The sequence below is a fragment of the Pseudomonas sp. AC355 genome (assembly GCF_979258205.1).
In genome coordinates, this window is sequence record NZ_OZ409843.1 from 3,585,520 (window position 1) to 3,611,484 (window position 25,965).

General features: G+C 61.7%; 28 protein-coding genes. 20 read left to right on the plus strand and 8 right to left on the minus strand.

Going from position 1 to position 25,965, the window contains the following annotated elements; all coding sequences use genetic code 11:
• Positions 1 to 651 precede the first annotated feature (651 nt).
• The 3 genes from ACZ0AI_RS16900 (at position 652) to ACZ0AI_RS16910 (ending at position 3,746) form a co-directional block, all read left to right on the plus strand.
• Positions 652 to 1,629 (plus strand): tripartite tricarboxylate transporter substrate binding protein, encoded by a 978-nt coding sequence (locus ACZ0AI_RS16900; RefSeq protein ID WP_463562864.1) that lies wholly within the window; start codon positions 652 to 654, stop codon positions 1,627 to 1,629.
• Between the two features lie 62 nt (positions 1,630 to 1,691).
• Positions 1,692 to 2,216 carry a tripartite tricarboxylate transporter TctB family protein gene (locus tag ACZ0AI_RS16905; protein WP_463562865.1) on the plus strand — a complete coding sequence of 175 codons (525 nt, stop codon included), beginning with the start codon at positions 1,692 to 1,694 and terminating at the stop codon, positions 2,214 to 2,216.
• A 9-nt stretch (positions 2,217 to 2,225) separates the two neighbouring features.
• Positions 2,226 to 3,746: a tripartite tricarboxylate transporter permease gene (locus ACZ0AI_RS16910; RefSeq protein WP_463562866.1), complete on the plus strand. Its 1,521-nt coding sequence runs from the start codon at positions 2,226 to 2,228 to the stop codon at positions 3,744 to 3,746.
• A gap of 64 nt (positions 3,747 to 3,810) precedes the next feature.
• Here ACZ0AI_RS16910 and ACZ0AI_RS16915 read toward each other — a convergent pair whose 3' ends face one another.
• Positions 3,811 to 4,098: a YheV family putative zinc ribbon protein gene (locus ACZ0AI_RS16915; protein ID WP_463562867.1), complete on the minus strand. Its 288-nt coding sequence runs from the start codon at positions 4,096 to 4,098 to the stop codon at positions 3,811 to 3,813.
• The gene (gene prlC, locus ACZ0AI_RS16920; RefSeq protein ID WP_463562868.1) at positions 4,095 to 6,143 is read right to left on the minus strand and encodes an oligopeptidase A; all 2,049 of its coding nucleotides are present in this window, start codon (positions 6,141 to 6,143) and stop codon (positions 4,095 to 4,097) included. Before prlC ends, ACZ0AI_RS16915 begins: the two co-directional genes overlap by 4 nt.
• A gap of 99 nt (positions 6,144 to 6,242) precedes the next feature.
• Between prlC and ACZ0AI_RS16925 the strand changes: the two genes are divergently transcribed.
• The 5 genes from ACZ0AI_RS16925 (at position 6,243) to ACZ0AI_RS16945 (ending at position 8,773) form a co-directional block, all read left to right on the plus strand.
• The gene (locus ACZ0AI_RS16925) at positions 6,243 to 6,785 is read left to right on the plus strand and encodes a gamma carbonic anhydrase family protein (RefSeq protein ID WP_463562869.1); all 543 of its coding nucleotides are present in this window, start codon (positions 6,243 to 6,245) and stop codon (positions 6,783 to 6,785) included.
• Positions 6,782 to 7,213 carry a hypothetical protein gene (locus ACZ0AI_RS16930; RefSeq protein WP_463562870.1) on the plus strand — a complete coding sequence of 144 codons (432 nt, stop codon included), beginning with the start codon at positions 6,782 to 6,784 and terminating at the stop codon, positions 7,211 to 7,213. The genes ACZ0AI_RS16925 and ACZ0AI_RS16930 overlap by 4 nt, the downstream gene beginning before the upstream one ends.
• Positions 7,214 to 7,318: 105 nt before the next feature.
• Positions 7,319 to 7,789: a type II RES/Xre toxin-antitoxin system antitoxin gene (parS, locus tag ACZ0AI_RS16935; protein ID WP_463562871.1), complete on the plus strand. Its 471-nt coding sequence runs from the start codon at positions 7,319 to 7,321 to the stop codon at positions 7,787 to 7,789.
• Entirely contained in the window at positions 7,789 to 8,250 is a 462-nt protein-coding gene (locus ACZ0AI_RS16940; protein ID WP_463562872.1) for an RES family NAD+ phosphorylase, read from the plus strand. Before parS ends, ACZ0AI_RS16940 begins: the two co-directional genes overlap by 1 nt.
• Before the next feature lie 25 nt (positions 8,251 to 8,275).
• On the plus strand, positions 8,276 to 8,773 hold the full coding sequence (locus ACZ0AI_RS16945) for a GNAT family N-acetyltransferase (protein ID WP_463562873.1): 498 nt from the start codon (positions 8,276 to 8,278) through the stop codon (positions 8,771 to 8,773).
• A gap of 220 nt (positions 8,774 to 8,993) precedes the next feature.
• Here ACZ0AI_RS16945 and solA read toward each other — a convergent pair whose 3' ends face one another.
• Together solA and ACZ0AI_RS16955 are read right to left on the minus strand one after the other, a co-directional pair.
• Complete coding sequence (solA, locus tag ACZ0AI_RS16950) at positions 8,994 to 10,163, minus strand: N-methyl-L-tryptophan oxidase (RefSeq protein ID WP_463562874.1); 1,170 nt, start codon at positions 10,161 to 10,163, stop codon at positions 8,994 to 8,996.
• Positions 10,160 to 10,831: an HD domain-containing protein gene (locus ACZ0AI_RS16955; RefSeq protein WP_463562875.1), complete on the minus strand. Its 672-nt coding sequence runs from the start codon at positions 10,829 to 10,831 to the stop codon at positions 10,160 to 10,162. Before ACZ0AI_RS16955 ends, solA begins: the two co-directional genes overlap by 4 nt.
• Positions 10,832 to 11,117: 286 nt before the next feature.
• On the opposite strand from ACZ0AI_RS16955, the gene ACZ0AI_RS16960 reads away from it, so the two are divergent.
• The 10 genes from ACZ0AI_RS16960 (at position 11,118) to ACZ0AI_RS17005 (ending at position 21,206) form a co-directional block, all read left to right on the plus strand.
• The gene (locus ACZ0AI_RS16960) at positions 11,118 to 13,343 is read left to right on the plus strand and encodes a type VI secretion system Vgr family protein (RefSeq protein ID WP_225837080.1); all 2,226 of its coding nucleotides are present in this window, start codon (positions 11,118 to 11,120) and stop codon (positions 13,341 to 13,343) included.
• A gap of 29 nt (positions 13,344 to 13,372) precedes the next feature.
• Positions 13,373 to 13,825: a DUF6484 domain-containing protein gene (locus tag ACZ0AI_RS16965; protein ID WP_463562877.1), complete on the plus strand. Its 453-nt coding sequence runs from the start codon at positions 13,373 to 13,375 to the stop codon at positions 13,823 to 13,825.
• A 10-nt stretch (positions 13,826 to 13,835) separates the two neighbouring features.
• A complete protein-coding gene (locus tag ACZ0AI_RS16970) occupies positions 13,836 to 14,948 on the plus strand; it encodes a DUF2169 family type VI secretion system accessory protein (RefSeq protein WP_463562878.1) in 1,113 nt (370 codons plus the stop codon).
• Complete coding sequence (locus ACZ0AI_RS16975; RefSeq protein ID WP_463562879.1) at positions 14,945 to 15,982, plus strand: hypothetical protein; 1,038 nt, start codon at positions 14,945 to 14,947, stop codon at positions 15,980 to 15,982. The genes ACZ0AI_RS16970 and ACZ0AI_RS16975 overlap by 4 nt, the downstream gene beginning before the upstream one ends.
• Positions 15,982 to 17,169: a PAAR-like domain-containing protein gene (locus tag ACZ0AI_RS16980; RefSeq protein ID WP_463562880.1), complete on the plus strand. Its 1,188-nt coding sequence runs from the start codon at positions 15,982 to 15,984 to the stop codon at positions 17,167 to 17,169. The genes ACZ0AI_RS16975 and ACZ0AI_RS16980 overlap by 1 nt, the downstream gene beginning before the upstream one ends.
• A gap of 18 nt (positions 17,170 to 17,187) precedes the next feature.
• Positions 17,188 to 18,087 carry a beta propeller repeat protein gene (locus ACZ0AI_RS16985; protein ID WP_463566163.1) on the plus strand — a complete coding sequence of 300 codons (900 nt, stop codon included), beginning with the start codon at positions 17,188 to 17,190 and terminating at the stop codon, positions 18,085 to 18,087.
• Positions 18,087 to 19,322 (plus strand): TIGR02270 family protein, encoded by a 1,236-nt coding sequence (locus ACZ0AI_RS16990; RefSeq protein WP_463562882.1) that lies wholly within the window; start codon positions 18,087 to 18,089, stop codon positions 19,320 to 19,322. Before ACZ0AI_RS16985 ends, ACZ0AI_RS16990 begins: the two co-directional genes overlap by 1 nt.
• Before the next feature lie 35 nt (positions 19,323 to 19,357).
• Entirely contained in the window at positions 19,358 to 19,558 is a 201-nt protein-coding gene (locus ACZ0AI_RS16995; protein WP_463562883.1) for a hypothetical protein, read from the plus strand.
• Positions 19,555 to 20,025 carry a DUF4198 domain-containing protein gene (locus ACZ0AI_RS17000; RefSeq protein WP_225837068.1) on the plus strand — a complete coding sequence of 157 codons (471 nt, stop codon included), beginning with the start codon at positions 19,555 to 19,557 and terminating at the stop codon, positions 20,023 to 20,025. Before ACZ0AI_RS16995 ends, ACZ0AI_RS17000 begins: the two co-directional genes overlap by 4 nt.
• A gap of 101 nt (positions 20,026 to 20,126) precedes the next feature.
• On the plus strand, positions 20,127 to 21,206 hold the full coding sequence (locus ACZ0AI_RS17005; protein WP_225837066.1) for a lipase family protein: 1,080 nt from the start codon (positions 20,127 to 20,129) through the stop codon (positions 21,204 to 21,206).
• A gap of 46 nt (positions 21,207 to 21,252) precedes the next feature.
• On the opposite strand, the gene ACZ0AI_RS17010 is transcribed toward ACZ0AI_RS17005, so the two are convergent.
• From ACZ0AI_RS17010 to purE, 4 genes are all read right to left on the minus strand, one after another.
• Positions 21,253 to 21,786 carry a DUF3299 domain-containing protein gene (locus ACZ0AI_RS17010; protein ID WP_463562884.1) on the minus strand — a complete coding sequence of 178 codons (534 nt, stop codon included), beginning with the start codon at positions 21,784 to 21,786 and terminating at the stop codon, positions 21,253 to 21,255.
• A 66-nt stretch (positions 21,787 to 21,852) separates the two neighbouring features.
• Positions 21,853 to 22,101 carry a GlsB/YeaQ/YmgE family stress response membrane protein gene (locus tag ACZ0AI_RS17015; RefSeq protein ID WP_084303730.1) on the minus strand — a complete coding sequence of 83 codons (249 nt, stop codon included), beginning with the start codon at positions 22,099 to 22,101 and terminating at the stop codon, positions 21,853 to 21,855.
• Between the two features lie 96 nt (positions 22,102 to 22,197).
• Positions 22,198 to 23,283, minus strand: a complete 1,086-nt coding sequence (locus tag ACZ0AI_RS17020) for a 5-(carboxyamino)imidazole ribonucleotide synthase (protein WP_463562885.1) — start codon at positions 23,281 to 23,283, stop codon at positions 22,198 to 22,200.
• Entirely contained in the window at positions 23,283 to 23,774 is a 492-nt protein-coding gene (purE, locus tag ACZ0AI_RS17025; protein ID WP_075928897.1) for a 5-(carboxyamino)imidazole ribonucleotide mutase, read from the minus strand. The genes ACZ0AI_RS17020 and purE overlap by 1 nt, the downstream gene beginning before the upstream one ends.
• Before the next feature lie 222 nt (positions 23,775 to 23,996).
• On the opposite strand from purE, the gene adhP reads away from it, so the two are divergent.
• Positions 23,997 to 25,019 carry an alcohol dehydrogenase AdhP gene (gene adhP / locus ACZ0AI_RS17030; RefSeq protein WP_463562886.1) on the plus strand — a complete coding sequence of 341 codons (1,023 nt, stop codon included), beginning with the start codon at positions 23,997 to 23,999 and terminating at the stop codon, positions 25,017 to 25,019.
• A gap of 90 nt (positions 25,020 to 25,109) precedes the next feature.
• Positions 25,110 to 25,907, plus strand: a complete 798-nt coding sequence (locus ACZ0AI_RS17035) for a hypothetical protein (protein ID WP_463562887.1) — start codon at positions 25,110 to 25,112, stop codon at positions 25,905 to 25,907.
• Positions 25,908 to 25,965: the final 58 nt, after the last annotated feature.

Below are 25,965 nucleotides of genomic sequence, written 5' to 3' on the forward strand. Positions count from 1 at the left end.
GTAGCAACAGCAGATGGAGGAGATAATGCTCATGAGAAAGCCTTGGTCTTATTGTGCTTATTCTTGTGCTGAACCTGCCTGCGCACAGGCCAAGCCAGCCTCGAGCATAACGGTTATGGGAAAACTTTTGTCATACGTTATCGTACAACGACATGGAAATCCGTTCGAACATCCTTGAAAGTATTGAGCTAAAGCGCCTGCGCCTGCCTTTATCGGCCGATGTCATCGGGCCACCCCCGCTCAGGGTTTCGTTGACAGCGCTCTGCCGTCTTGGTACTAATTTGCCAAGTCATACGACAACATATGACATTCCAATAACAATACCGAGGTTCAGGTCATGCCCAAGACCTTACCCATGCAACGCGTTCAGCACGCTCTGCCCCGCTTTTCGGGCTTCGGCACCGCTAGCCTGGCGCGCTCCGCCACCTGTTCGCTCGCTTTATGCCTCTGAGCCTCCTGACGCCCAGCATCACCTGCTGGCCAGAGGGTCATGCGCCTGCCTGCGCGTCTATTCTTGATTATCCACTCGGCAACCTTGCTGGCCATGCGCCGCGCACGCAGGGTTGCCGAGCTGCAGCACCCTTCATAAAACTTACAAGACTCGGTTGCCTCGGTTAAGCCGAGCGACTTCTACACCCCACGGAGCCTCCAATGAAAAAAATATTCCGCGCCTCCCTCCTCTCTGCCATGGTCGGCATGGGTGCCATCAGCGCCCACTCCGTCGCTCTCGCTGATGACGTCAAATGGCCGACTCGGCCGGTTCAGGTCGTCGTGATTGCCAACCCCGGCGGCGACACTGACTTCAACGCCCGCATGATGGCCAAGTACTTCAACGAGATCACCGGCAAGACCATGGTCGTGACCAACGTCGCCGGTGGTGGTGGCACCCTGGCCGCCGAACAGGTGAAGGGCGCTGCGGCGGATGGCAACACCATCCTCTTCACCCACCCGGGCCAGATGATCGTCAACGAAGTCGGTGGTCTGACTGAAGACAGCTATGAAACCTTCGATATTTCCTGCATCGCTGGCGTCGACAAGAGCGCGGTATTCGTCGCCTCCAAGCAGTCCGGCGTAACCAGCATGAAAGACCTGATCGAGAAGTCCAAAGCCAACCCGGGCAGCCTCACCTATGGCACCGAGATGGGTAACTTCTCCCACGTTCAAGGCCTGCAGCTGGAAAAACTCAGCGGCGCGAAACTGAAAATGGTTGATGGCGGCACCGTATCCGACCGCGTGGTCGGCATGCTCGGTGGTCGTCTGGATCTCGGCGCGATGAGCTACGGCGCCGTACAGGACTACGTCAGCGGAGGCCAGATGGTCGCCCTGGGCCAGCCCAACGCCGAGCGTAACCCGCTGATCCCGGACGTGCCGACCCTCAAGGAACAGGGCCTGGACATCACCCTGGACAAGCCGTACATCGTCGCCTTCCCGAAAGGCACCGACCCGGCCATCGTCAAGAAAATGGCCGATATCATGAAGCAGATCACCGAGAAGCCCGCCTACGCCGAGGATCTGAAGAAATTCAAGCAACCGGTTGCCTACTTCAATACTGAAGACTCGAAAGCAATCCTGGCCAAGACCCGCGAAGATTTCATGCAGTTCAAGGATGCTCTGCGCCAAGGCAAGTGAGTCCTGACACAGCGCCGGCCGGATGAGAGCCGGCGCTGTGCTTTCGTTCTTCGAGGTTTCAAATGCGTACCACCCCGAATAAAAAAGAGCTGATCATCGGCCTCGCCATGATCGGCTCCAGCCTCGCCTACCTGGTGATGGCCTACCAACTCCCTGGCCACGACGGCGTAGACGCGGGCACTGTTCCGGCGTTGCTGTCGGGCTTGCTGATACTGCTGGGTGCGATGCAGATACTCAGTGCCTTCGCCCGCAAGCCGGCTGCCGCCGAAGCGGCAGCGCCGAGCACCGGAGACCTGCCCGACATGCCCGCTGAAGAAGCGGCACCGGACGTCATCGAACCCCGCACCGTGATCCTGACCCTCGCCCTGATCCTCGGCTACATGGCGTTGTTGGGCCCGGTGGGCTTCCCGATCATGACCGTGGTGTATCTGTACCTGCAGTTCCTCGTCCTGACACCGGTCACCCAGAAAGCCAAGCACCTGAGCTATCTCCTGATCTCGGTGATCAGCTCAGCCGTCATCTTCCTGCTGTTCCGCGAGGCCTTCGACCTGATGTTGCCCGCTGGCCTGCTGAACAATTTCATCTGAGGATCGACCATGCTCGACTTACTGCAGCAAGGCTTCGGTGCCGTTTTCTCGATCAACATATTGCTGCTGATGGCCATCGGCGTGGCCGTCGGTATCGTCTTCGGCGCGGTGCCGGGCCTATCCGCCACCATGGCCGTAGCGCTTTGCCTTCCACTGACCTTTACCATGGGCCCGCAAGCTGGCCTGTCTCTGCTGGTCGCACTGTTCATCGGTGCCACCTCGGGGGGGTTGATCTCAGCGATTTTGCTGAAAATTCCCGGAACACCCTCATCGATCGCCACGGTGTTCGACGGTGGCCCGTTGATGGAGCAGGGCCATGGCGCCAAGGCGCTGGGCATCGGCATCGTGTTCTCCTTTCTGGGTACGCTGTTCAGCATCGCCGCGCTGATGTTCATCGCCCCGCAATTGGCCAAGGTCGCCCTGAGCTTCGGCCCGCATGAATATTTCGCCATCGCCATCTTCTCCCTGACCCTGATCGCCACGCTGTCCGCTGGCTCCATGGTCAAAGGGCTGTTCGCCGGTGCACTGGGTTTTGCCGTGTCGACAGTGGGCATCGCGCCGGTAGAAGCGATTCGTCGTTTCACCTTCGGCGTCAGCGAGCTGAATGGCGGTTTCTCCATGCTCACGGTGATGATCGGCATGTTCGCGGTAGCCGAAATCATCAAGCTCGCCGAAACCGGCCGCCATGCGGTGCAAGGCAAGGCCAAGTCGGTCAGCATGAAAAACATCAAGGGCTTCGGCTTCTCGTTCAAGGAGTTCCGCGAACAGCTGCCGAACGCTGGCCGCTCTGGCCTGATCGGCCTGGGTATCGGCATTCTGCCGGGTATCGGCGCAGGCACCTCGAACCTGGTGGCCTACATCATCGCCAAGAAACGCGCCAAAGACGGCCACACCTACGGCAAGGGCAACATCGGCGGCGTGGTCGCCAGTGAAACGGCCAACAACGCCGGTATCGGTGGCGCAATGATGCCGCTGATGACCCTGGGCATTCCGGGCGACACCGTCACCGCGATCATGCTCGGCGGCTTCCTGATCCACGGCATCCAGCCCGGCCCGCTGCTGTTCATCAGCCAGGGCCCGCTGGTGTACACCATCTTCGCCGCGCTGATCGTCGCCACCTTCATGATGCTGTTCATGGAGTTCTACGGCCTGCGTCTGTTCATCAAGCTGCTTGACGTGCCCAAGCACATTCTCCTGCCGATCATCCTGGTGCTCTGCGTAGTGGGTGCCTTCGGTCTGTCCAGCCGCCTGTTCGACGTCTGGTCGATTCTGCTGTTCGGTGTGCTCGGCTATGGCTTCGTCAAAGCCGGTATGCCGGCGGCGCCATTCATCATCGGCTTCATCCTCGGGCCGATGGCCGAGACCAACCTGCGACGTGGCCTGATGTTGTCGGACGGCAACTTCATGGACTTCTTCACCAACCCCATCTCCGGCTCTTTCCTGGCCATCGCCTTGGTGTTCATCCTCTGGCAGGTGTACAGCGCAATGCGCCCGAAACAGAGCGCGATCAACGAGATCCTGCGTACCTGATCACGCGCACAGCAAACAAAAACGCCGCTCCAATTGGAGCGGCGTTTTGCATTGCGCGGCGGTATCAGTCGTCGTGTTTCTTCAACTTCGGATTGGGAAAGAACTGCACGGCCTTGACCTTGGGGTCGGCCGGTTTCTTAGGTGTCAGGGCGCTGACGTTGACGCGGGTCGGCAGCTCCTTGGCCACCGAGTTGCCGCGCTCGTCCAGGGTGTCGGCATATCCACACTGCACGCACTCGCGGTGCGGTACGCCATCGACGTTCCACATCTTGATGCTGTCCATTTCGCTGCACGCCGGGCACACGGCACCGGCGATGAAGCGCTTGGGCGTTATCACCGGCTCGTCGCTCATGCCGCCTCCGCACTCAGACCCAGGTGACGCAGCAGCGCGTCGATGCTTGGCTCGCGGCCACGGAAATCGACGAACAGCACCATTGGCGCCTGGGAGCCGCCGCGGGCCAGGATTGCTTCGCGGAAGGCGCGCCCGGTCTGCGGGTTGAGCACGCCCTCTTCTTCGAACTTCGAGAAGGCATCGGCGGACAGCACTTCGGCCCACTTGTAGCTGTAGTAACCGGCGGCATAACCCCCTGCGAAGATGTGCGCGAAGCTATTGGGGAAACGGTTGTAGGCCGGCGGACGCATCACCGAAACCTCGTCACGAATGCCTTCGAGCACTTCCAACACGCTGCGGCCGTCGCCATGGATGGCATGCAGTTCGAAGTCGAACAGCGAGAACTCCAGCTGGCGCACCATCATCAGGCCGGACTGGAAGTTCTTGGCAGCGAGCATCTTGTCGAGCAGATCCTGCGGCAGCGGCTCACCGGTTTCGTAGTGCCCGGAGATCAGCGCCAGGCCTTCGGGCTCCCAGCACCAGTTCTCCATGAACTGGCTCGGCAGCTCGACGGCGTCCCAGGCCACGCCGTTGATGCCGGAAACCCCGACATGCTCGACGCGGGTCAGCAGGTGATGCAGACCATGGCCGAATTCGTGGAACAGGGTGGTGACTTCATCGTGGGTCAGCAGGGCCGGCTTGCCGGTCGACGCAGGGGTGAAGTTGCACACCAGGTTGGCCACCGGGCTGACAAGCTCGCCGCCGGCAGCACGACGCTTGTCGCGGGCACCGTCCATCCAGGCACCACCGCGCTTGTTGGCACGGGCGTACAGGTCGAAAAAGAAGCGACCGACGTGCTGACCGTTTTCGGAAATCTCGAACAAACGTACGTCCGGGTGCCAGGTATCGAAGCCGGAAAGCTCCTTGATCTGGATGCCGTAGAGCTTCTCGACGATGGCGAACAGACCGCCGAGCACTTTGTCGATGGGGAAATAGGCGCGCAGGATTTCCTGGGAAATGCTGTAGCGCTGCTCACGCAGTTTTTCGCTGTAGTAGCCCACGTCCCAGCTCTGCAGATCGTTGCAGCCATGCTCGGCGGCATAGGCCTTGAGTTCGGCCAGATCCTGCTCGGCGAACGGTTTGCTGCGTACCGCTAGGTCACGCAAAAAGCTCAGCACCTGCTCGGTGGACTCGGCCATCTTGCTGGCCAGGCTCAGCTCGGAGTAGTTGGCGAAGCCGAGCAAGCGTGCCAGTTCCTGGCGCAGGTCGAGAATCTCGGCCATCACCGGGCCGTTGTCGTTCTGCCCGGCATTCGGCCCCTGATCCGAGGCACGGGTGCAGTAGGCGGCGTACAGCTCTTCGCGCAGGGCGCGGTTGTCGGCGTAGGTCATCACCGCGTAATAGCTGGGGAACTCCAGGGTGATCAGCCAGCCTTCCAGCCCTTTGGCCTCGGCAGCCTGTTTCATTTGCGCCTTGGCGGAATCGGTGATGCCTGCCAGCAGGCTTTCGTCCTCGACATGCTTGGTCCAGGCCTGGGTAGCATCCAGCAACTGGTTCGAGAAACGGCTGCCCAGCTCCGAAAGCTTCATCTGGATCTCGCCGTAACGCTTCTGCTGCTCGGCTGGCAGGTCGATACCGGACAGGCGGAAATCACGCAGAGCGTGTTCAAGAATGGTCTTCTGCGCCACGTCGAAACCGGCCGCTTCAGGGCTGGCAGCGAGAGCCTCGTAAGCCTGGAACAGGGCGCGGTTCTGGCCCATTTCCGTCCAGTACTCGGAGAGTTTGGGCAGGCAGGCCTCGTAGGCGGCGCGCAGCTCGGGGTTGTTACGCACGGCATTGAGGTGGCTGACCGGGCTCCAAGCGCGGCCCAGCTTCGAACCCTGCTCGTCGAGCGGATCGATCAGCGATTCCCAGCGCGGCGCATTGCCCTGGCTGGCCAGCAGTTCGGCCACCGCCGTACGGCTTTCGGCGAGGATGGCATCGACTGCCGGCTCTACGTGCTCGGGCAGGATGGTCGAATACGGCGGCAGGTCGAAATCTTGCAGCAGGGGATTGTTCACACTCACGTCGGGTACCTGTGGTGGAATGAATTTAGAAGACTGACAACTGATATGGCGTCCATCTTAATTACAATCAACCCCTGACGCAGCTTAAGAGGTTCTATCGTGGCGATTCGTACTTACCAATCCATCACCCCGCAGCTTGGCGAGCGCGCATTCGTCGACGCCTCGGCGGTGGTCATCGGCGATGTGGAAATCGGTGAAGACAGCTCCGTGTGGCCGCTGACCGTGATCCGCGGCGACATGCACCGCATCCGTATCGGCAAGCGCACCAGCGTGCAGGACGGCAGCGTGCTGCATATCACCCACGCCGGCCCGTTCAACCCGGAGGGTTTCCCGCTGATCATCGGCGACGAGGTGACCATCGGCCATAAGGTGATGCTGCACGGCTGCACCCTGGGCAGTCGCATCCTGGTCGGCATGGGCAGCACGGTGATGGACGGCGCGGTGGTCGAGGACGACGTGATCATCGGCGCCGGTAGCCTGGTGCCGCCGGGCAAGGTGCTGGAAAGCGGTTACCTGTACGTCGGCAGCCCGGTGAAACAGGCGCGGCCACTGACCGACAAGGAGCGCAATTTCTTCAGCTACACCGCCGGCAACTACGTGAAGCTCAAGGATCAGCATATCGCTGAAGATTACGACAGGTGAGGCGCCTGCTGGCATTTGCGCTGCTGGCTACCGCCTGCGCGCCAGCCTGGGCAGACGATGTGCGCTGCCTGCAATCGACGGGCGGTGGCAAACCGATCCGCCTCAACCTGACACTTTTCACCACGGAACAGGGCGACTGGAGCCGTGCAGGCTCGGTGCTGTATGCCGGCCAAGCCGACAGCTTGCCGATCGTGTTCAAAAGCAGCGAAGTCGTCGATGAGGTGGAGGGTCGCCCGTGGGAATACCTCAGCACCTGGCTGGAAGTGCTGACCGACGAGGAGCGCATCGGCGGGCGCTACACCTTTCACCATCAGGGCGCCGTGGTGTTCGACTTTCAGTACAAGAACCTGCGCACCGGCAAGACCTTTAATTTCGAGGAAAACCCGGCGGTACTGGACGCTTACAACAGCTGTAACTGGCCCGCGTAAGCCAAAATCGTAGCTCTTTGCCGTCCAGCAGCCAGGCGTGCAAGCGAGAGCAGAAAGGAGTAACCTTCATTTGACGTTTATTTTTAATCAAATGAAGGAGGCAGCATGACCGTTACCGCAATGCGTCAGGCCAAGCACGGCAAGGACGACCACTCGCCCGTGGTCGCCGCCTTCTGGGCGTTCAGCGCCGGCCGTGAAAAGCTCAGTGAAGCCGAGCGCCTGCAACAGATCCGGGATGGCTTCGCCGCCGACCTGGTGCAGGCCGTCAAGGCCACCTTCACCCTGCCCGAGCGCAGCCTGGAAATCCTCCTCAACGCCTCGATCTCGACCCTCGAACGCCGCCGCCGCGAGCGCAAGCTGCTCGACCCGGTCGCCTCGGAGCGCCTGGATCGGATCGCCATGGTCTGCCAGTTGGCCGAAGACGTATTCGAGAGCCGCCAGGCGGCTGCAGACTGGATGTCGCGTGTCAATCAGTCGCTTGGCGGGCAGGCGCCAATCATGCTCTGCGAAACGGAAATCGGTGCCAAGCAGGTTCGCCGGGTGCTCAACGCCCTCGATTGGGGTGGCGCCGCCTGATGCGTGCCTGGCGTGTCGCCAAGGCCAAGCGGGCGACGGATCTTTCCGGGCGCGGCGCCGCCATCGAAGGCGGGCGCTGGAACGAGCAGGATGTCGCAGCGGTGTACATGGGACTCTCTCCTGCCATCTGCTGCCTGGAAACCTTCGTGCATGCGGAGGGGCCACCGGCGATGCCGATGAAAATTACCTGCTTCGAGCTGCCTGACGACCCTGCGCTTTACTGGGAGCCCGCTGCCAGCGAACTGCCAAAAGGCTGGAACGCCCTGCCGGTCGACCGCCCGAGCATGGTCTTCGGCACGGTCTGGCTGCGCGCGGTCAGTCACCTGGGGCTTATCGTGCCGTCTGCGGTGCTGCCGCTGGAACGCAATCTGCTGATCAACCCGCTGCATCCGGCCATCAGCCAGATCAGCATCGTCGACATCTACGACTTCACTTACGATGCGCGCATGTTCAAAGCGTGAGTCGCTGAATATCCCAGGAGAGCGCGTGAATATTCGCCCTATTACCAGCGCCGACTTCGATCAGGTCTGGCCCGTCATCCGCGACGTCACCCAGGCCCAGGAAACCTACGCCTATGACCCGGCCATGGATCGTGAAACGGCCTGGAAGCTCTGGGTCGAGCTGCCCCGCGCCACCTTCGTGGCCGAAGAAGACGGGCAGATCCTTGGCAGTTACTACATCAAAGCCAACGCTGCCGGCCCCGGTGACCACGTGTGCAACTGCGGCTACATGACCGCCCCTGCCGCCCGCGGCAAGGGCGTGGCCAGCGCGCTGTGCCAGCATTCGTTGCAGATCGGTCGCGAACTAGGCTTTCAGGCGATGCAGTTCAACTCCGTGGTGGCAACTAACACAGTCGCTGTGGTGCTCTGGCAGAAGCACGGTTTCAGCATCGTCGGCACCCTGCCGAAAGCCTACCGTCACCGCACCTTGGGCCTGGTGGATTGCCACGTGATGTATCGCTGGCTGAATGACGATGATTTTTAGCCGACAGATTGCCTGCGATGGCCACAAAGTGGCGGAAGCGGCCGGTCGCGATCTCGTGGGAGGGGCCGGGCGGCGATCCGCTTTAGCCGCGAGTTCTTCACGCCTAGACAGGCACAATCGCGGCTAAAGCCCCTCCCACAAAAGCAGCAGCGCCCGATGTCCGCTTCTGCCTTGCTGCCGTCTATTCGTCAGTAGCTCCTGAGAGCTTACTTGCAGGTAACTACCTGAAGCGCGTCAGCGAGAAGGGTGACAGGTCGACAGCGCCTGGCTCGTTGCAGTGATGCATGGCCAGCGCCTCGCCGATGCCGGCGGAATGCTTGAAGCCATGCCCGGAGCAGGCTGACACCAGGGTCACGTTGGCCAGCTGCGGATGGGCGTCGATGATGAAGTTGAAGTCCGGGGTAATGGTGTAGGTACAGACCTTGGACTTGAGCACCCGCTTCGACACACCGAGCAGGCGACCAGCCACATGAGCGTCATACATGGCGTCGATATCAGTCTGGCTGACGCTGCGATCCAGCGCATCGGGATCACAGCCATCGAGGTACTGCTCGGTGGCGATCTTGATGGCGTTCTCGCCCGGCAGCGGCGGAAAGCCGTAGCAACTGTCGGTGTCCGCCGCGCCGTGCAGCAAGATATAAACCGGTGAGCCGGTAGCGAAACGTTCAGGCTCATCGAGCTCGAACCAGAACAACTGCTGACGGCACACCTTGAGCAGGCCCTCGACCGGCGCACCGAGCAGGCTGCCCGTCCACATGCCGGCGCAGACGATGGCCTTGTCTGCGGTCAGCGTGCCGTTGCTGGTTTGCACGCGAACACCCTGGCCGACGGACTCGATGGCAGTGACTGGCGTGTTCTTGTGCAAGATCGCGCCCAGTTGCTCGGCCAACTTCAGTTGCACGTCGATAGCCAGTTCGGGGCGCACGAAACCGGCTCCCGGCTCGTAATAGCCGGTAGCCTCTTCGCTGAAACCGCCGAATTGCGGAAAGCGTGCGCGTATCCCAGCGGCATCCAGCAGGCTGTGTTCGATATCGAAGCGCTTGGCCAGCGCTGCTGTCTCACCGCCGAAATCAGGTGTGCCATGGCCGCGAGTCGGCGCCTGGCTGCTGCTGAGCATCAGCATGCCGCAGGCGTCGAACAGGGATTCGCCGCTCTGCGCTTCCAGCTCACGCCAGATGCGTTGGGAATTCAGCGCCAGCGGCACATAGGACGCCCCCTCGCCCACGGCCTGGCGGGTGATGCGTGTATCGCCATGGCTGGAACCCTGATCGTGGGGCGGCGCATGACGATCCACGCCGGCCACGCGCACACCGCGCTTGGCCAGTTGATAAAGGGTGGCAGCGCCCATGGCGCCCAGTCCGATGACGATGACGTCGTAGTGCATGCTCACTCCTCTATTAAGGTCAAAGACGGTTGGATTTCCTCGCGAAATGCGTCGAGGAAGGTGACCATCCGCGCGTGCCGCTGCTCGGCCAGACGCGCACCTGCGGCGGTCTGAAAACCGGAGGCCAGGCCCAGCAGCTTGGTGCGGAAATGGTCGAGGGCGAAGCGCTGGTCATCCAGCGGGCGATGCTGCGCGTCGATATCGTCGGCGTCGTACAAGGCGCTGCCCATTCGCCCGGACACATGAAAACAGCGCGCCACGCCGATCAAGCCAATGGCGTCGAGGCGATCAGCATCCTGCAGAATACGCGCCTCCAGGCTGGTCGGCGTGATTGCCGCAGAGAAACTGTGCGCTTCGATGGCATGGCAGGCCGCCGCGATACGCTCATCGCGCCAACCCAGACTGATAAGCACTCCAGCGGCGCGCTCGGCAGAAAGGCGCGATGCGCTGGCACGCAACGGCGAATCCTTTTCTACCGCCACACAGTCGTGCAACAGCACGGCCGCCAGCAGCAGCTCCAGGTCGCCGCCTTCCTCCTGCTGCAACAGGCGAACATTGGCCCAGACCCGCTGCAGGTGCGACAGATCATGGGCACCGTCGTCGGTCGAGGGCGCGCAGAGCGCCAGCAACCGGGTTGCCTGCTGCACAAAGGGGGCAAAACGATCCATGGTCATCGGCTACTGGCTGTGGGCGAAAGCCGCACCTTAGAGCCAGGCGCTGTGGCTAGCAAGCCAAGCGGCCAGGCATTGCTCATCGCTATTACTGGACAATGCCGCATCGCTTGCGACACCTTTGCGCTTCGCTGGCCTGATCAAGCGCTGTCACAGGCAGCGCCACACCAACCCGCGTGGAAAAAACAGACAGACCGGCCAGCTCGATCGTGCATTCCCAACGGCGTCTCAGCACGTAACGGCATTCCCGGTTATCTTCGACACAGGACGGCATCCCAGGGTCACGGAAATGGCAATCACACAACAGTCGCGCATGGCCAAGGTCAACAGCCCGCTCGGCGAGAACGCGCTGGTCATGGAACGTCTGAGCGGCACCGAGTCTCTCGGCCGCCTGTTCCAGTACGAGTTGAGCCTGGCGTCGGAAAACTCATCGCTCAAGCTCAACAACCTGCTCGGCAAACCGATGGGTATTGCCGTGCAACTGGCCGATGGCAGCGATCGCTACTTCCACGGCATCGTCGCGCGTTGCAGCCAGACCGCCCATCGTGGCCAGTTCGCCAGTTACCAAGTCACGCTCAAGCCTTGGCTATGGTTGCTGTCGCGCACGTCCGACTGCCGGATCTTCCAGAGCAAGACAGTGCCCGAGATCATCAAGCAGGTATTGCGCGACCTCGGTTTCTCCGATTTCGAAGACGCCCTCACCCGCTCCTATCGCGAGTGGGATTACTGCGTGCAGTACCGCGAGACCAGCTTCGACTTCGTCAGCCGGCTGATGGAGCAGGAAGGGATCTATTACTACTTCCGTCACGAGCAGGAACGCCACGTGCTGGTGCTCTGCGATGCCTACGGTGCACACAGCACGGCACCCGGCTACGCCAGCGTGCCGTTCTACCCGCTCGACGATCAGATGCGCGAGCGCGATCACATTCATGACTGGCACCTGGCGCACGAAGTGCAACCTGGCTCCCTGGCGCTCAACGACTACGACTTCCAGCGCCCCAGCGCGCGCCTGGAAGTGCGCTCCAGCATCGCACGCGAGCACAGCAACGCCGACTATCCGCTCTACGATTACCCGGGCGAGTACGTGCAGAGCAAGGATGGCGAGCAATACGCGCGCAATCGCATCGAGGCGATTCAGGCTCAGCACGAGCAGATTCGCCTGAAGGGCAACGCCCGCGGGCTCGGCAGCGGCCACCTGTTCAGCCTCACCGACTACCCGCGCGATGACCAGAACCGCGAATACCTGATCGTCGACAGCGAATACACCGTGACCCAGGATCTGTATGAAAGCGGCCGGGGCAGTGAAGCCTTCCAGTTCGACAGCAGCCTCACCTGCATCGACGCCAGCCAGGTATTTCGGCCGCTGCCGCTGACCGTTCAGCCGATCGTGCAGGGCCCGCAGACGGCCATGGTGGTCGGCCCCAAGGGCGAGGAAATCTGGACCGATCAGTACGGCCGGGTAAAGGTACATTTCTACTGGGATCGCCACGACCAGTCCAACGAGAACAGCTCCTGCTGGATCCGCGTATCGCAGAACTGGGCCGGCAAGAACTGGGGCTCGATCCAGATCCCGCGCATCGGCCAGGAAGTCATCGTCGGCTTCCTCGAGGGCGATCCCGACCGGCCAATCATCACCGGCCGCGTCTACAACGCCGAACAGACGGTGCCCTACGATCTGCCTGCCAACGCCACCCAGAGCGGCACCAAGAGCCGCTCGAGCAAGGGCGGCACGCCGGCCAACTTCAATGAAATCCGCATGGAGGACAAGAAGGGCGAAGAGCAGCTGTTCATCCATGCCGAGAAGAATCAGGATATCGAGGTCGAGAACGACGAAACCCACTGGGTGGGCCACGACCGCAGCAAGACCATCGATCACGATGAGACCGTGCACGTCAAACACGACCGTACCGAAACGGTGGACAACAACGAGACCATCACCATCGGCGTCGACCGCACCGAAAAGGTCGGCAACAACGAGTCCATCACCATCGGCGTGAACCGCACCGAGCAGGTTGGCAGCAACGAGACCATCAGCATTGGCGCCAACCGCACCGAGAGCGTCGGCAGCAACGAGACCATCAGCATCGGCGCCAACCGCACTGAAAGCGTCGGCAGCAATGAAACCATCAGCATCGGCGCCAACCGTACCGAAAGCGTTGGCAACAGCGAGCGCACCACCATCGGTGCCGACCGCACCGCGCTGATCACCGCCAACGAGTACGTGCTGATCGGCGCGGACCTGGCGACCATGGCCGGCGGTAACGAGTCGCACTATGTGCGCGGCGAGCGCAATAGCCGAGTCCTCAAGGATGACAATCTGCATGTCGGCAAGAACTTCGTACTCAAGGCCGGTGACTCGATCACCCTGCAGACTGGCGCCGCCAGCATCGTCATGAAGAAGGACGGCACCATCGTCATTCGTGGCAAGAACATCAGCATCGACGGCTCTGGGGCGATCAACGTCAAGGCCGCCAAGAACATCGTGATGAAAGGCCAGAAGATCCTGCAGAACTGAGCCGCGACCACGGCCATGGAGCAACCTATATGACAGTCCAGTTCCACACCCCAGCGGTCACTCGCCTCGACGGCGTGGTCATCGGCGTGCTGCTCGATGTGCCCCAGGCGTCCAGCCCGGTAGTGGCGTTCCCCGGCTGCCCATCGGAAACCGGTATCGCCGCGACCACCACCACGACGCTCAGCCGTGAAGACATCGGCGCTCAGGTGGCGCTGATGTTCGTCGCCGGTGACCCGTCTCAGCCACTGGTGATCGGCCGCATCCAGCGCCTACCGCAGGCGCCGGTCGCCACGCCAGCGGCCGTGGCGCACATGGACGGCGAGCGCCTGGAATTCAGCGCCGAACGCGAGATCGTGCTGCGCTGCGGCAAGGCCAGCATCACCCTGACCCGCGAGGGCAAGGTGCTGATCAAGGGCGCCTACCTGTCCAGCCGCTCCAGCGGCGTGAACCGCATCAAGGGCGGTTCGGTGCAGATCAACTAAGAAGCCGCCCATGGAACTGCTCAACGCCACGCGAATGGTCGCCGCCTACAACCAGGGCCTGGACGCCGATGGCCGCGAATACTTGGTGGTCATCGTCAAGGGCACCTTCGATCTGCCGGTGGACGGCAGCGTGGCGCGCCTGCTCGATGAGCAGCAACCGCTGCTGATGAGCGATACCTTTACCGGTGACCCGGCGCTGTCCGCACCCCTGCGCGAGTTCGACTTCGCCCCTTTCAAGCCGTACTGCGACGTGCTGGTCAGCGGCAGCGCCCACGCGCCAGGCGGCCGCCCGGTCAGCCAGCTGACCGTGGGCATCCGTGTCGGCCGGGTCAGCAAGGCATTCAGCGTGTACGGCCCGCGGCAATGGCAACCCGGCGCGCTGGGCACCAGCGCCGGCGTGCCACAGCTCTTCGTACGTCAGGATATTTCCTACGCCAGTGCCTTCGGCGGCCACCACACGGCGCCGACTAACCCCGAGCACCTGCTGTGCAACCTGCGCAACCCGGCCGGCCAGGGCTGGTACCCGCGCAGCCTGAGCGGCGGCACCGTGGTCGGCATGCCGATGCCCAGCACCGAAAAACTCGGCCAGCCCGTGGATGCGCCCCATGGCGATTTCGAACCCATGGCCCTGGGCCCGCTGGGCAAGCACTGGCAGGCGCGCGTCGGCTTCGCCGGCACCTACGATCAGGCCTGGCAGGACGAACAGTTTCCCTTCTTGCCCAAGGATTTCGACGAACGCTATTTCCAGGCCGCCCCGGCCGACCAGCAGACCGACTACCTCAAGGGCGGCGAAGAGGTTTTCCTGCTCGGCCTGCTGCCCAGCGAGCGCGCCGGCTTCCGGGTGCCCAGCGTGCGCATGCCGGTGACCTATTTCCTCAGCGCCGGCGGCCATGAAACCGCGGAGGCGGTCATCGACACCCTGCTGATCGACACCGACGCCGGGCATGTGGAAATCACTTGGCGCACCCGCCGGCCGCTAAAGCGCAGCCTGTTCGAGATCGCCCAGGTGTTGGTGGGCGAGAAGTCCCGGGCCTGGTGGCGCGCCCGCGAGCTGGGCAAGGATTACTACCCGTCGCTGGCAGCGCTGAGCCACAGCCGCTCGACCGAGGATGACCTGTCATGAGCGCCCTCAGCATCCTCTCCAGCGGTATGCTCAGCGCCGTGGGCCTGAGCGCGCCGGCCAGTTGCGCGGCGATCCGCTGCGCCCTCGACAATTTTCAGGAAACCCGCTTCATCGACGGCGGCGGTGAATGGCAGGTCGCCGCCAGCGTGCCACTGGAGGAGCCCTGGCGCGGCCGAGCCAAGCTGGTGAAGATGGCCGCCCGCGCCATCGCCGAAAGCCTCGCCGCTTTGCCTGGCCTGGATTGCGCCGCTACGCCGCTGCTGCTCGGCGTCGCTGAACTGGATCGCCCAGGGCGTTGCGACGGTTTGGACAACAGCCTGCTGCGCGATATCGAGCGTGAGCTGGGTGTGCAGTTTCATGGTGCGTCCACGCTGATCCCGCGCGGCCGGGTCAGCGCCGGCGTGGCGCTGCTCAATGCGCGCCGGCTGATCCACGAAGGCGGCCATCGGCACGTGCTGATCGCCGGAGTCGACTCGTTTCTCAACGCCGCCACGCTGTCCGCCTTCGAGCAGCGCCAGCGGCTGCTGACCAGCCGCCACTCCAACGGTTTCATTCCTGGCGAAGGCGCGGCGGCGGTGGTCGTCGGCGCGCCAGTGCGCCAGGACGCCGAACAGCTGATCTGCTTCGGACTGGGCTTTGGCGTCGAGAAAGCTACCGTGGAGGCCGACGATATCCCGCTGCGCGCCGACGGGCTGGTGCAGGCCACCCAGGCGGCGCTCAAGGATGGCAACTGTCGCATGGAACAGATGGACTACCGCCTGACCGACAACGCCGGCGAGCAGTACTACTTCAAGGAAGCGGCCCTGGCACTGAGCCGCACGCTGCGGGTGGTCAAGGAGGAGTTCGATATCTGGCACCCCGCCGACTGCATCGGCGAATGCGGTGCCGCCATCGGCCCGGCCATGCTGGCGGTGGCCCTGGCCGCCTCACGCAAGGGCTACAGCCTTGGTTCGAACATCGTTTATCAACTGGGCAACGACGCCGGCGAGCGCACCGTGGCGCTGCTGCGTTATCAACGGGTAGGAGCAGCCTGATGGCCAACGAGGTCTATGCCAACAACCGGGAGATTTCCTGCAAGGCAGCCAGCGGCAAGTCCATCGCCGCCTTTCCCGACGTCTGCTTCACCCCACCGCAGACGCCGCCGATGCCCCTGGGCATTCCGATCCCGTACCCCAACACCGGGCTGTCCAAGGACACCACCAAGGGCACGCGCACCATCCGCATCACCCGCAAGGAAGTGATGCTCAAGAACAAGAGCTACTACAAGACCAGCTACGGCGACGAACCCGGCCGCGCCCCGAAGAAAGGCATCATCACCAGCAAGATCAAGGGCAAGGTGTACTTCACGTCCTGGTCGATGGACGTCAAGTTCGAAGGCAAGAACGTGGTGCGGCATATGGATCTGACGACCCATAACCATGGGTCGATGCCGGGCAATACGCCGACCTGGCCGTATCTGGATCAGATGGCGGTAAGCAAGGGAGAAGGGCCGTGCAAGGAAGACATCAAGAAAGAGAAGGATGCCTGCAAGGATTTTTCACCCCACAAACCAGATGCTCCTAGCCCCTGCCCCCCCGAGGGCAAACCAGATACCAATACTGCGGCAGACGCTTACGCCGACAAAGTAGGTGCAGATAAATGCCTGAGCGCCAGGCGATGCCAGCTCACACCTTACAAACCTACTGTAGGGCAAGCAGGCTGCTGCCCAGGGCAAACTGGCCACCACCTGGTTGAAGCAGGTTCTTTCTTCAACAAGGGCCGCGGCGGCAAGGACTCGAAGGCAATTAAAGGAACGAGCCCCTACAACGGCGATAAGGCTCCTTGCATCTGTGTGGAAGGCTGCAATCAGTACCACGGCACCCACGGGCTGATGCATACCTATCAGAGCAACGCCGCACTCAATAGCGGCGCCCAGTCGAAACGAATTACCTTTGAAGACGACAGTTCGGCTCGCTTGGTCAGCGTTACCTATGGCCAGGCCAAAGGCTTCGGCGTGGACGCGGTAGGCAAGGCATTTCCTGAATCAGGCTGCGATCCGGCATGCACTGAAGCGCAACTGGACGCCTATCACAACCAGTGCGGCATCGATGATCAGACGGATTGTCGAATGATTGCGACCGGATACAAAGGCGACGCGGCGCAGAAGGCCGCTGACGCCGCAGTTGTAAATCGTAGCAAGCACATACAGGCAGCACGTGCCAAAGGCTCTCGTGGTCGCTAAATTGCGTAGAGAAATCCCATGACGTTAAATCTCAAACAAATCAATACGGTCATATCTGGCGCAGTCAGATATCACGATCTTGTTTACATTGCGGATCAGGACGATTCCCTTGGGGCGAATGTGCCTCACACACACTTTCATGAGGTCGATGAAGGTCAGCTTGCCTTTATCGACACCGTGCATTGGCACACAGCCAGCATCGCTGTGAGCCAACATCCTGTTGCCCAGATGATCGCTATTTCTGCAGATGGTGAAGCCTTTTTGTTCGGCAGCCAACAACAAAGTCAGGAGCGCATCAGCACTGCGCATGGCGACCCCATCGACCGCGGTCACCTGCGCCAAGTTCGCACGATTGGCCAGCGAACCTTCGCGGTAGGCATGGGCCGTCAGGTCTATCGTCGCGACGGTGCAGATCATTGGACTTGTCTCGATCAAACCATCCGCCCCGCAATCGGCGAAACGAAAGGCTTCGAGTCCATCGACGGCTTTGAAGAAAACGACCTGTATGCCGTTGGATGGGATGGTGAGATCTGGCACTACAACGGCCAGCACTGGGGGCAGAAGGAAAGCCCTACCAACCTCGTACTGACCCGTGTGCTCTGCGCCGGAGACGGCCAAGTCTACGCTGCGGGTCGCCGCGGCCTGTTGATCGTGGGACGAGGTGACAGTTGGCAGGCAATCGAGCAGGAGGATGTGACCAGTGATATCTGGGATCTGGCCTGGTATAGCGACACGCTCTACCTCTCCACGCTGCGTGGTTTATATACGCTTCAGGGAGGCAGCCTGGTTGCAGTGAATTTCGGAGAGGACACACCGGCCACCTATTACCATCTCAGTATGGCCGATGGCGTACTGTGGTCATTCGGCGCCAAAGACATCATGGCCTACGACGGCACAACCTGGACCCGCATCGAGTAATGATCGCCACCATCCTCGACCAACACGCCGAAGAAGCCGCCTTCCTCGCAGGCCTGCGCAGCTACGCGGTAGGCGCGCCCCATTATGACCTGGAGCATCTCGGCGATCTGGACGAGCGGATCGAGGCGCATCTCGATGGTCTGCAGGTCGCCGGACTCAAGGGGCTTCACCTGTTGCTGGAGCAACTGACCCCACACGCCCAGGGCGAGGTATTCGCTACGGCTGCGCTGGCACTGCGCCTGAGTAACGACAGCGCCATGGAAACGCTGTATCAACATCTGCACGCCAACCCTGAGGGCGAGCCGTTTCTTGTCGCCGCAATGGGCTGGCTGGAGTGGCACGAAGTCTCCGCGCTGATCGAAGGCGATCTGCATGCCACTGACGTACAGCGCCGACGGATCGCTCTGGCTGCCCACACACTGCACAGCAAGGATCCAGGCCCGGCGCTGCTCTCGGCCCTCGGCCACGGTGATGCCAGCGTACTGGCCGCCGCGGCTCGGCTGGCTGGTACCCTGCGGCGCCGCGACCTGCTGCAGCCGCTGCGTCAGCACCGCCTGCACGGTGATGATGACGTGCGTTTCTGGAGCAACTGGGCCAGCGCCCAGATGGGAGACCAGGAGGCGCTCGGCAATCTGCGCCTGTTCGCCGAGCAGCCGGGTGAACGGCGCCGGCCCGCACTCGAGGTACTGCTCGCCTGGCAACCGCGGGAGGCTAGCATCGCCTGGTTGCGCGGCCTGATGCAGAGCGAGGCGCACCGCCATATGGCGATCCAGGCCATCGGTCTGCTGGGCGACCCACAGACTATTGCCTGGCTGATTCGGCAGATGCACGAACTGCCCACGGCCCGTGCGGCGGGTGAAGCGTTCAGCCTGATTACCGGTGCGGACCTCGCGGAACTCGACCTGGAATTGAGCGTCTATCCCGACTACGACGAAGGCCCTACCGATGATCCGTCCGACACCAACGTCAGCATGGATCCGGACATCGACCTGCCCTGGCCAGATCCGTATCAGGTCGAACAATGGTGGCAAGGCCAGCAGCAGAGCTTGCAGCCAGGCACCGGGTATTTGCTGGGCCAGCCGTTCAGCGAGAGACAGTGCATGGCCGTGCTGCGCAGCGGTACACAGCGGCAGAGACGTGCAGCGGCCAGCTTACTAGCGCGCTACCAGCCGACCAGCATGCTGTTTGCAACGGATGCGCCGGCACGCCGGCAAAAGCGATTGCTGGGCTGCTGAGCCCAATCGATCAATGACACAAGGAGAGTGCGAACATGTTCAAGAAATCCCAGCTGCCCCCGTCGCTATACTCCGACGCCAGCCATGGGCAGAAATCCCGCTCGAAGAAATCGCCTGCTCACAGGCATGACTACCGCATCAGTCTGCGCATAGCGCCGCTGATTTCTCCTCGCCGCAGCAATCAACCTGCGGCACGTCCCGAAACGCTCAGCCATTCGGCGAGGGAACGACCTTGAACCGCAAAACACTTTCCTGCTGCGCATTGCTGCTTATCGGACTACTCACACAGGGTTACGCCATGGCTTTTTCCAAGACGCTTTATCTGTTCTCCGAGGTAGAGGGCACCGTGTTGCTCGACGGGAAACCTGTTCAGGGTGTGGAGATAGAACAGGAATATCACTGGCATTGGAAAAACGAGCACCGTACCAACACCACACAATCCGATGCTCAAGGCCGCTTTCAACTGCCGGCCGTGACTGCGAAATCACTGACAGCAGGCTTCATGCCCCACGAACCGGTGACCGGCCAGCGAATCACCCTGCGCTATCAGGGTAAGGAACATAAAGGCTGGGTATTCACCAAACACAATTATGACAACCTAGGTGAGGTGAAGGGCCGCCCACTGAAGTTCATCTGTGAGCTCAACAGCGAACCCGTCGCTCACCCGGAAACTGAAACATTCGGCATCTGCGTTCTTCAGTAACGCCCCCATCATCAGACCAGAAGGATTCGGCTGTGAACCCCTTGAGCCCCAAACAATCCGCGCAGATCGCAACGCATGTCTACACCGTCAAGGATGCCGTCATGTCATCCAAAGGTGGTGTGGAGGATGAAGCCGCCCGTCTCGGGCTGAGCAACTCATTCGACTTCTCCAATCTGCAAATGGCCAGTGGAACCAGCGGTGCCGTTTTCCGTACACGGACAGGCTTCGCCTATGCCGTACACGGCGTAGGGGGGCGGCAGGGAGAGATGCTGTTGGCATTTCGCGGCACCGACACCTTTGCAGATGCTATGACCGATGCGAACGCTGGCCTGCAACGCGGCCCGAGCACCTGGCCTGTGCACGCAGGTTTCAATGAAACGTTCAAGTCGTTACGCAATGATCTCGATTCATTCATGCGCGGACGCAACCCCAGCACCGTGCACTGCGTGGGCCACAGCCTGGGCGGTGCGCTGGCTACCCTGGCGGCAGATCACCTCAGTGAACTCGGCGTGGCCGGAATCAAGCTCTACACCTTCGGCTCACCACGCACAGGTGTCGGCGGCTTTGCCCGGCACCTGAGCGGCAAGCTTGGTGCCACCAACATCCATCGCGTTTACCACAGCGCCGATCCGGTGAGCATGGTGCCGATATTCCCGTTCAGCCATGTGCCAGTCAGCGGCAATGTCTGCATGATCCCCTGGAAGGGCGCGCAGATCAGCCCCAATGCACACCGTATGACCCAGTACCTGCCTGCCATTGGCGATGCCACCTGGACAGGGCTGTACCGCAACCCTGAGCCGCCACTCGATCGGGAAATCGACATCTGGCTGGAGAGCGCCAGCTACGGCCCCACCATGCATTCCGCAGCGACATTGTGGATGATTTCCAAGGCCATGCAGTACCTGCTCAAGAAGGCTGCCAATATGGTAATCGGCAGCGCGATCACCGTGAGCATGACCGTGCTGGATCAGATTGCCAGTGTTCTGGTGCAGGGCGCACAGCTTTGCAAGGACATCAGCGATTCGATACGCGCCCTGATCGTGAAAATCTTCAAGTTCCTGGGTCGCGCAGTGCCTGCCACCATCGAAGTGACCACGTTTTTTCTGCGCTGGGTGCTTGATCTGCTGGCCAGGGCGGTCGTCGACATGGCGCGCCAAGCCATGCAGCTCGTGATTCGCTAGTGAATAGCTAAATGACGTTGGCGCCCGACCGGGGCGCCAACGTTCATCACAGATCGCTTTCCTCGACCATCCGCGCGCTACTGGCGTCCAGCGCATAGGCAGCATCGGCCAGGTCGTTGCTGACAGGCTCTATCTTCAGAGTGCCATTGACCCAGAGAGGCTCGTAGATATCTTCGAGGGCGATGCCCTTGGGATAGCGCACCAGCACCAGTTGGTTAGGCGGCGGTGGTGGGACGTGGATGCAGGCGCCTGGGTAAGGCACCAGAAAGAACAGGGTGCTGCGTCCGGCATTGTCGGTTTCAAGCGGTACCGGATAGCCACCAAGGCGGATTTTTTTGCCGTTCATGGCGGGCACGGTGTTGGCCGAATACATCACGGCGGGCAAATCCTTTTCCTGCTGTTTGAGGCCACCCTTGCTGTCGAAGCTACCCGCCGCCTCCGGGCTGTTGTGGGTGATCTCCGGCATCTGTTCAAGCGCGCGCTGATCCGCTTCGGGCATCAGTTCCAGCCAGTCGGTTTCGGGCAGTTCGGCGTGGGCGATGCCGCAGATCAACAGCAGAACAAGGGGCAGGTAACGCATCGACGGGACTCATGGTGGTAATAGCCAACAGGGAGTAGCCAGTCGTCGATGCGTCAGGCTACCGGTTCAACGCTTCTTGGTGATCAAACCGTAGATCACCAGCAGGATGATCGCACCAACCACCGCACCGATGAAACCAGCGCCTTCACCCGCCCGGTAGATGCCCAGTGCCTGACCACCGTAGGTCGCAGCGATGGAGCCACCGATACCCAGCAGGATGGTCATGATCCAGCCCATGCTGTCATCGCCTGGCTTGAGGAAACGGGCGATCAACCCGACGATCAGGCCGATTAAAATAGTGCCGATAATACCCATGACGCCCTCCAGAATAGAAAAAGGCGCCGCACGAATGCGGCGCCTTTCATCTGACGAGCGCAGCGCTGGAGAGGTTCAACCTCCCGCGCCAGAGGCCTAGCCTGCTGCGATAAGCGCCTGTACCTCGGCGATACGGCTGTCGAGGGTCGCCCGATCCGCACAACGCAAGGTGGCATGACCAACCTTGCGCCCGACCTTGAAGGCCTTGCCGTAGTGATGCAGGTGGCAATCGTCGATGACGGCGACCTTATCCACAGCCGGTACGCTGCCGATGAAGTTGAGCATAGCGCTCTCGCCGACCTTAGCAGTCGAGCCCAGCGGCAGGCCGGCGACGGCGCGCAGGTGGTTCTCGAACTGGCTGCACTCGGCACCTTCGATGGTCCAGTGCCCGGAGTTGTGTACCCGCGGCGCGATCTCGTTGGCTTTGAGGCCACCGTCGACTTCGAAGAATTCGAAAGCCATGACCCCAACGTAATCGAGCTGCTCCAGCACACGGCCGACGTAATCTTCGGCCAGTGCCTGCAGCGGGTGATCGGTGCTGGCCACTGACAGGCTGAGAATGCCGCTGTCGTGGGTGTTGTGCACCAGCGGGTAGAAGCGTGTTTCGCCATCACGGCCGCGCACGGCGACCAGCGACACTTCACCGCTGAACGGCACGAAACCTTCAAGGAGGCACGGCACGCTGCCTAGCTCGGCGAAGGCGCCGGTGACGTCTTCGGGTTTGCGCAGAACCTTCTGGCCCTTGCCGTCATAACCCAGGGTGCGGGTCTTCATCACGGCAGGCAGGCCAATGCTGGCGACGGCCGCGTCGAGATCGGCCTGAGACTGGATATCGGCGAATTCCGGGGTGGGGATGCCCAGATCCTTGAACATCGACTTCTCGAACCAGCGATCACGGGCGATGCGCAGCGACTCGGCGCTCGGATAGACCGGCACGAACTGGGACAGGAACGCCACGGTTTCGGCTGGCACGCTTTCGAACTCGAAGGTCACCAGATCGACTTCATCGGCCAGTTGGCGCAAATGATCCTGATCGCCGTAATCGGCACGAATGTGTTCGCCCAGCGCTTGTGCGCAAGCATCTGGCGCCGGGTCGAGAAACGCGAAATTCATACCCAGCGGAGTACCCGCCAGGGCCAACATGCGACCGAGCTGGCCGCCCCCGATTACGCCGATCTTCATCACTGCGCCCTCGGATCCGGGTTGTCCAGCACGGTATTGGTCTGCTCATCGCGGAACTGCTTGAGCGCCGCGTGGAACTGCGGGTGCTGGTGACCGAGGATACTCGCCGCCAGCAGCGCGGCGTTGATGGCGCCCGCCTTGCCGATGGCCAGGGTCGCAACCGGAATGCCAGCTGGCATCTGCACAATGGACAGCAGTGAGTCGACGCCCGAGAGCATGGACGACTGCACCGGCACGCCGAGCACTGGCAGATGGGTTTTAGCAGCGCACATGCCAGGCAGGTGAGCGGCACCACCAGCACCCGCGATGATCACCTGAATACCGCGGCCTTCGGCTTCTTCAGCGTACTGGAACAGCAAATCCGGGGTGCGGTGGGCAGAGACCACCTTCACTTCGTTGGGAATGCCTAATTTATCCAGCATCTCGACGGTATGGCTCAGGGTGCTCCAGTCGGATTTGGAACCCATGATCACGCCAACCAGTGCGCTCATCGTCGTGCCTCTCTCGTCTCGGGCGCTTGGCGCCGCGGCAGAAACAACAAACCACGCGGTAGGCGTGGTTTGCGGAAACCGGCAATTATACTGCAGTCGTGCGCAAATCGATAATCGGCCGCCCGTCGGAGAAACAGGCGATAACAGCGACTATTGTCCTGGGACAGTGCGTGACCTGGCAGGCCTTCCATACTGGGCTTCTCTATCGAGGAGGATCGCGCCATGCAACAGACCATGAAAGCCGCCGTCGTGCATGCCTTCGGTGAGCCCTTACGGCTCGAAGAAGTGAAGGTTCCCCTGCCCGGCCCCGGGCAGATACTAGTGAAGATCGAGGCAGCGGGTGTCTGCCACACCGATCTGCACGCCGCCGATGGCGACTGGCCGGTGAAACCCAGCCTGCCGTTCATTCCCGGTCATGAGGGCGTGGGCTATGTCGCCGCCGTAGGCCGTGGCGTGACGCGGATCAAGGAAGGCGACCGCGTCGGCGTACCCTGGTTATACACAGCCTGTGGCTGCTGCGAGCACTGCCTTACTGGCTGGGAAACCCTTTGCGCTGATCAACAGAACACCGGCTATTCGGTTAACGGCAGCTACGCCGAATACGTGCTGGCCGATCCGAACTATGTGGGCATTCTGCCCAAGAACGTCGGATTCGCCGAGATCGCGCCGATCCTCTGCGCAGGTGTCACCGTCTACAAGGGCCTGAAGGTCACCGGGGCGCGCCCCGGCCAGTGGGTGGCCATTTCTGGCATCGGCGGCCTGGGCCACGTCGCCGTGCAATACGCCCGTGCCATGGGCTTGCATGTGGTTGCCATCGATGTAGACGACGTCAAACTGGCATTGGCGAAAAAACTCGGCGCCAGCCTGACCATCAACGCCCGCCAGGAGGATCCAGCCGCCGTCGTACAGCGTGATATAGGCGGCGCACACGGCGTGCTCGTCACGGCGGTATCGAACAGCGCATTCAGCCAAGCGATCGGCATGGCGCGTCGTGGTGGCACGGTGGCGCTGGTGGGGCTGCCACCAGGCGACTTCCCAACGCCGATCTTCGATGTGGTGCTCAAGGCCATCAGCATCACCGGCTCCATCGTCGGTACACGCGCCGACCTGCAGGAAGCCATGGACTTCGCTGGCGAGGGGCTGGTCAAGGCGACCATCCACCGCGACAGCCTGGATAACGTCAACGGCATCCTCGGGCAGTTGCGCGCTGGGAAGATCGAGGGCCGGGTGGTGATGGAGTTCTGAGCGCGGGCATCGCCGGTGGGGAACGGAGTCACAGCGTCAGCGGTCAGACGCCTCTAGAATTACCCCCAACTCCATGAAAAGGACTACGCCATGACACGGCTGTCGCTGCTTATCGCCACCACCTTCCTGACCTTCAATGCCAATGCCCTGGAGCTGGCCAAATACCCCAAGGTATTTAGCGCCGACCAAGGCATTAGCGTCGTCATCGCCCCCAGCAGCGACGAGCGCCAGGCGCTGGTGCAAGTGCGCGGCATCAACCACCCCATGGATGAAGTGGTGTTACTGACCGACGTGAAGCAACGCGGTCAACAGGAAAACGATTACTCCACGACCCTGGATGGCCGTGACTATGTGCTGCTTGGCCAACGTCAGGGCTGGGGTGGTGAGTCGTACCAGTTGTACCTGCCCAACAACCGCGAACCGCTTTATGTAGGTTTCGATGAAAAGGCCAGCAAAGCCGTCAAGCCCACCGAACTGCTGGCACTCTATGAGAAACAGAAGAAGGATGGCGTCCAGGAAAAGCTCGCCCGCTTCGACCGCGAGAAACGCCAGCAGTATCACGTTGAGCAACTTGGAGAGATGGATGCACGCGCCTCCGCCAGTTGCGGCAGCCCGGTGAAAACCGAGGTGGACATGAACGGCATCGACGAGAAATTGTTGAAGGAGCTGAGCATCTCCAGCTACTGCGGCGAGGTGGTCAACCAGATGAACAACCTGTGCAGCAGCTCGCCAGCCTTCAAGGAGCAGGCGGCCAAATTCAACACCGTGCAGTGCAGTTTCGGCTCAGAAATGAAGATTCGCGAACAGGGCGACCGCATCCTTTTCACCACCGAGCGCGAAGCGGCCAATCAGGGCGACTTCATCAAGGCGTTCCTGCGCAATCTCTGAGTTGGCAAACCGGGCGGCCAGCGCGGCCGCCCTCCATTCGCATTCGGAATCCCGAACG